Origin of the sequence: uncultured Rikenella sp., from assembly GCF_910579375.1 — a bacterium.
Lineage (GTDB): Bacteria > Bacteroidota > Bacteroidia > Bacteroidales > Rikenellaceae > Rikenella.
The window spans coordinates 1-5,209 of sequence record NZ_CAJTUJ010000129.1; the positions used below are offsets into that span (position 1 = coordinate 1).

5 protein-coding genes are annotated in these 5,209 nt (G+C 59.5%); all 5 read left to right on the forward strand.

All coding sequences use genetic code 11. The features are described 5' to 3' along the window. The first annotated feature begins 304 nt into the window (after positions 1-304). Complete coding sequence (locus QZ302_RS08400; RefSeq protein ID WP_294594420.1) at positions 305-892, forward strand: DUF4251 domain-containing protein; 588 nt, start codon at positions 305-307, stop codon at positions 890-892. A 117-nt stretch (positions 893-1,009) separates the two neighbouring features. Beyond that, on the forward strand, positions 1,010-1,372 hold the full coding sequence (rsfS, locus tag QZ302_RS08405; protein ID WP_294594421.1) for a ribosome silencing factor: 363 nt from the start codon (positions 1,010-1,012) through the stop codon (positions 1,370-1,372). Between the two features lie 70 nt (positions 1,373-1,442). After that, complete coding sequence (ftsH, locus tag QZ302_RS08410) at positions 1,443-3,470, forward strand: ATP-dependent zinc metalloprotease FtsH (RefSeq protein WP_294594422.1); 2,028 nt, start codon at positions 1,443-1,445, stop codon at positions 3,468-3,470. Positions 3,471-3,489: 19 nt separating this feature from the next. Further along, complete coding sequence (locus QZ302_RS08415) at positions 3,490-4,206, forward strand: phosphatidate cytidylyltransferase (RefSeq protein WP_294594424.1); 717 nt, start codon at positions 3,490-3,492, stop codon at positions 4,204-4,206. Between the two features lie 62 nt (positions 4,207-4,268). After that, complete coding sequence (locus QZ302_RS08420; protein ID WP_294594426.1) at positions 4,269-4,946, forward strand: phosphatidylserine decarboxylase family protein; 678 nt, start codon at positions 4,269-4,271, stop codon at positions 4,944-4,946. Positions 4,947-5,209: the final 263 nt, after the last annotated feature.

Genomic DNA, 5,209 nt, shown 5'->3' on the forward strand with positions numbered 1-5,209 from the left:
GCCATCAAACTTGTTTGAATGGCCGAGGTGCCAGGAGGAAGGCGTAGCCAAACTTTAGACGGATGCTGACGCATCCTCAAGCTGCCGGCGGCCATAATCTCGGTGCGCGGGCCACACTTAGTAAAGCAGAGACAACCCTAACAAAACACCCAACGGGTACGTGGACGGGCGAAACTGCGTTTCGCTGCGGCAGCCTCTACCCCAAAAACGCACGACCGCCTCGACCCAAAAACCGACACCGCACCCGCCGTGGCACAATTTCTGCTCAAAACCCTGTACCTATATCACCTAATCCGTCACACCCATGAAAACCAGATCATTCTTTCCGACCCTGCTGCTCGGACTCCTGTTCGTGCTACTCGTGCTGCCCCACGCCCTGCCCGCCTCCGCAGGCCGAAACAACGACCGAAAAACCCGGCGAGCCGAACAAGCCGCCGCCACCGCCCGCTCCGTAGACTCCATCCTCCGCAGCGAACGGTTCCTCTTCGTCCCCAACCGCGTCGTCACCCAAATCACAGGCATCCCCTACGCCAACCTCAACACCTACTACGAAGTCGCCGTCACCCCCGACAGCCTCGTGTGCAGCCTCCCCTACTACGGCTACGTCTACAACACCATCTACAACCCCGACCGGTCGCCCTTCTTCTTCACCGCTCCCGACCCCGCCATCCGCGTGGAGAACCTCCCCGCCGGGAAACAGAAAGGATGGATCGTCATCGGCGCCCATGAACGCTCCAACCACCGCAGCTACATCCTCACCTTCGAAATCTTCGACACCGGCGAGACCTCGCTCACCATCCAGGGCTCCGACACCCAGCACCTCCAGTTCCTCGGCACCCTGCAACCCCTGCCGGCCGGAGAACCCGCCGCCAACCGGCCCGAAATCCGGTAGCGCCCGCACTCCGCTCGAAAAAAACACGAAAGAAAAAAATTACTTACCTTTGTTTCCTGCAAAGTGTCCGAAATCGGGCCCCCTCGACCGCGGGAGACCGCAACCCCATCGAAACGAATGAACGAAAATACCCAAACCCTCCTCCGCACCATCGTCCATGCCATGCAGGACAAGAAAGCCGACCGGATCGTCAGCCTCGACCTCACCGCGCTGGACGGAGCCGTCTGCGACGCCTTCGTGATCTGTCAGGCCGAATCCACCACCCAGGTCGCCGCTATCACCGCGGGAGTCGAAGAGCTCACCCTCCGGGAGATCGGCGAAAAACCCTACCGGATACAGGGGCTCGACAATGCGCTGTGGGTGGCCATGGACTACGGGAACGTCATGGTACACATCTTCCAAAGCGAGATGCGCGACTTCTACCGCCTCGAAGAGCTCTGGGCCGACGGAGAACTGACCCGGTACGAAGACCAGTATTAAAAGATACGAAGCATACTAACCGCACACAAAAAACGCATATCCGTGCCCGCTTGCGGCACACCTCTGATATATGGCAAACGAAAAACGGAATACCTTGCGCCCCAGATTCAATATCTATTGGATGTGGGGCATTATTATAGCCGTCATTCTCGGCTGGGCCTACTTCGGCGAGAGCGGACGGCAGAGTCGGATCAGCTGGGATGCCCTGCGCGACACCCTGATGCCGAGCGGAGACCTGCAACGCGTGCAGATCGTCAATCGCGAAGTGGCCGAAGTGTGGCTCCGGCCGGGCACAGTGGCGAAATACAAAGCACAGGAGCGTTATAAATACATTCCGACCAAAGGGCCGCAATTCTACTTCAACATCGGCTCGCTCGAAAAGTTCGAGAATGACTACCAGGCGGCGCGGGACAGCATCAACCGCAGGACGATCGGCGGGACGGCTGCGGGACGGGAACAGGGCGAGGTTCCGGGGCTCACGTTCGAGAACGACAACTCCGGATGGGGGACGCTGTTCTGGCAGGCCTTGCCGTTTATCGCCATCGTCGTCTTCTGGATCATCCTGATGCGGCGGATGTCGGGCGGCGCGGGAGGCGGAGGCGGCGCCGGCGGCGTGTTCAGCGTGGGGAAGGCAAAAGCGAGACTTTTCGACAAGGACAACGACCAGAAAGTCACTTTCAAAGATGTGGCGGGGCTCGAAGAGGTGAAGATCCAAGTGATGGAGGTGGTCGACTTCCTCCGGAATCCGGGGAAATACAGCGAACTCGGCGGGAAGATTCCGAAGGGTGCTCTGCTCGTGGGGCCTCCGGGGACGGGTAAGACCTTGTTGGCCAAGGCGGTGGCCGGGGAGGCTAATGTGCCGTTCTTCTCGATCAGCGGTTCCGATTTTGTTGAGATGTTTGTGGGGGTGGGGGCATCGCGCGTGCGCGACCTCTTCAAGCAGGCGAAAGAGAAGGCGCCGTGTATCGTCTTTATCGACGAAATCGACGCCATCGGACGGGCCCGGTCGAAAAACAGCGGGTGGTCGTCGAACGACGAGCGGGAAAATACCCTCAACCAGCTGCTGACCGAGATGGACGGGTTCGGAACCAATGCGGGGGTCATCATTCTGGCTGCCACGAATCGTGCGGATATTCTGGACAAGGCTTTGCTGCGGGCGGGGCGGTTCGACCGGCAGATCGAGGTCGGACTGCCGGACATCAAGGAGCGGGCCGAGATCTTCGCCGTCCACCTCAAGAAGCTGAAACTCGATCCGGACTTGGACACCGACTTCCTCGCACGGCAGACACCGGGCTTCTCGGGAGCCGATATTGCGAATGTTTGCAACGAGGCGGCGTTGATCGCGGCCCGGAAAAACAAGAAACAGGTCGAACGGCAGGACTTTATGGACGCCGTGGATCGGATTATCGGCGGTCTGGAGCGGAAAAACAAAATCCTCACCGACGTGGAACGGCGGGCGATCGCTTACCACGAGGCGGGGCACGCTACGGTCAGCTGGATGCTCAAATGGGCCGATCCGCTGCTGAAAGTGACCATTATCCCGCGCGGAAAGGCTTTGGGAGCGGCGTGGTACCTGCCGGACGAACGGCAGATCACCACACGCGAACAGATGACCCACGAGATCGCGTCGCTGCTCGGCGGGCGGGCTTCGGAGGAACTTACCTTCGGGGAGATATCGTCGGGGGCGTTGAGTGACCTGGAGCGGGCGACGAAGCAGGCATATGCGATGGTGGCCTACTACGGGATGAGCCGGGCGGTGGGACACCGGAGTTTTTACGACAGCACGGGGCAGAGCGAAATGGCTTTCGGGAAGCCGTACAGCGAGGAGACCGCCCGGTTGATCGACGACGAAGTCAACACCCTGCTCAAAGAGTGCTACCAACTGGCCAAACAAGTGCTCTGGGAACAGCGCGAAGGGCTTCGGCAGCTGGCAGAGTTGCTGTTGGAACGTGAAGTGATTTTTACGGAGGACTTGGAGCGGATTTTCGGCAAACGGCAGGAGGGGGCGCGCAATCCGTTGGACTCGGTGCAGCCCGCAGCTACCGAAGCGGACAAAACGGAGGCTAAAACGGAGGAGGGCTCGGCGAATGAAAGCTAAGTCTCTGATCACACGCACCGTGAGCGGAATCGTTCTCGTTCTGGTGATGGTGGGCCTGACGCTGGCGTGGTACGATCCGGAGACGGAGCGACCGGGAGGAACGTTCTACCTGCTGTGGACGACACTCGGGGGGCTTACTTTGTGGGAATACTACCGCCTGCTCGCCCAAAACCGGGGCGTTCTCGGCGAGCGGCGGGGGAGATGGACGGTGTGGGGCGGATTGTACATCGCGCAGGCTTTCGTCCTGATCCAGCTCTTGAACCCGATGCTGGTGGTGACGCTGATGACCGTCGTGTGGCTTTCGGACACGGGGGCTTATCTGGTGGGGAGCGCGGTGGGGCGGCATAAGATGGCGCCGGTGATCTCGCCCAAAAAGACGTGGGAGGGGTTTGCGGGAGGGATTCTTTTTGCGGTGGGGACGGCTTTGGTGTGGTACGCGCTCTATTGGAGTCCGGAGACGGGGGCGCTGTATGCCGACCAGCGGAACTTGTTCGGGACGGCGGGCGTGGAGAATCCGCTGTGGCTCAGGTTAGCTTGGTTCGGCTTCGGCCTCATCATTGCCCTGGCAGCGACGGGAGGCGACCTGATCGAATCGAAATTCAAACGCGTGATCGGAGTCAAGGACTCAGGAAATATCATTCCGGGACACGGCGGCCTGCTGGATCGGTTCGACGCCTTGTTGCTGGCGGTGCCGGCGGCGTGGGTCTACATCCTGCTGACCGGATTGATCGAATAGGATGAATCAGAGGGGATAGGGCCCAGCCAGAAACGATACGGAAACGACTATAATCGAACCAGATGCGCAAATATTTACACCGGGAAGGACGACGGATCATCACGACCAGTATTCTTATCGCTCTCGTAGCGGCACTTGCGGCGGTGCGTTTTCTCCCGCTCTGGCTGAGCGGGACGATTGTCTTTTTCATGCTGTTGAAAGTGCTTTTCGTGTGCCGATTTTTCCGGATTCCGGTGCGTCGGGCGGCGTTGGACTGCACGGACGACGCCTGTGTGGTGGCACCGGCTGACGGCCGCGTGGTGGCGATCGAAGAGGTATTCGAAGAGGAGATCCTCTCCGAGCCGCGGATCCAGGTCTCGATCTTCATGTCGATCTGGAACATCCACATCAACTGGTATCCGGTGAACGGCATCATCGATTACTTCCGGTACCATCCGGGACGTTTTCTGGTGGCCTGGCATCCGAAATCCTCGACCGACAACGAACGGACGACCACCGTGGTACGGACGGGGGGCGGTCATCGGGTTTTGTTTCGCCAGATCGCCGGTTTCGTTGCGCGGCGGATCGTGAGTTATTCCTGCGTGGGCGGGACGGCGCAGCGGGGACGCGAGTGCGGCTTTATCAAATTCGGTTCCCGGGTCGACATTTTGTTACCGGTCGGGAGTGAGATTTGCGTGAAATTGGACGAGAAGACCACGGGGATGCGCACCGTGATCGCACGCCTGCCGGAAAACGCATAAAGACAGCTGATTAAGGTCGATACGGCCCATTCCGAGTGCCGGAAGGCACCGCCCGCCCGATGTAAAGACGGTCTGCCCGGCCTTGCGGATAAAGGGTTAGGCTGTCGGCAGCTGGAGGATGCGTTAGCATCCGTCTAAAGTTTTTTCGGTTCCTTTTGTTCACAAAAGGAACAGTTCTATCCGGGACAATGCCCATCCGCGCGCGATTGCTGGAAAAGGAAATCATTCAAACGCGTGTTTCGCGTTTGAATAAGATTTCCGCC